Origin of the sequence: Staphylococcus sp. GDY8P57P (genome assembly GCF_017892585.1) — a bacterium.
In the GTDB taxonomy this organism is placed as follows: Bacteria; Bacillota; Bacilli; order Staphylococcales; family Staphylococcaceae; genus Staphylococcus; species Staphylococcus borealis.
Genome location: NZ_JAESLK010000166.1, coordinates 1 through 626, shown reverse-complemented (window position 1 = coordinate 626; position 626 = coordinate 1). Strand labels below are relative to the sequence as shown.

Here is a 626-nt window from a genome sequence, read left to right as displayed (position 1 = left end):
CTTTTGCGACAGTAGGTCTTTGAACATAAGCTGGATTTTGTGCGCCTACTTTATGTTCAGATATAAACGGTCCTTCTAAATGTACACCGACAATAGTTGCTGCATTGTATTGATCTTGCGCTTTTTGGTAATTCACTATATTTTCTAATGCTTTCGTGATGTTTTCATCAGATTGCGTCATTGTCGTCGCTAGATAACTCGTAGTTCCTTCTGACAATAGTGATTCAGATAAATGTTTCAACCCATCATAAGAAGCATCCATAGCATCTTCCCCATATCCACCATGCATATGAATATCTATAAATCCAGGTATAATATGTTGTCCTTGCGCATCAATTGTTGTTAAATCTCCGTGATAGTCTCCCGATTTAATTTCAGTTATTTTCTCATTGTTAATAACGAGGTAGCCTCGCTCTATTGTCTCTGTCTCAGTATAAATCCGTCCATTTTCAATAACATATTCGCTCATTTTTTCAACCTTCTTTAAGTTTATTTACTCTATGCATCTTTATTGCAGTCTTTATTCACATTTTACCAAATCAAGTGTCAATATTATATTCAAAAGTTTTTAATCCTAAAATTCATAAAACAAAAAAAGCCAGAAATCGCACTCATGACATGAGACG

1 protein-coding gene is annotated in these 626 nt (G+C 34.5%); it reads right to left on the bottom strand.

Translation table 11 applies throughout. The features are described from left to right. Positions 1–469: amidohydrolase family protein (locus KA878_RS14150; protein WP_210142280.1), on the bottom strand; the 469-nt coding region annotated here is incomplete at its 3' end. Positions 470–626: the final 157 nt, after the last annotated feature.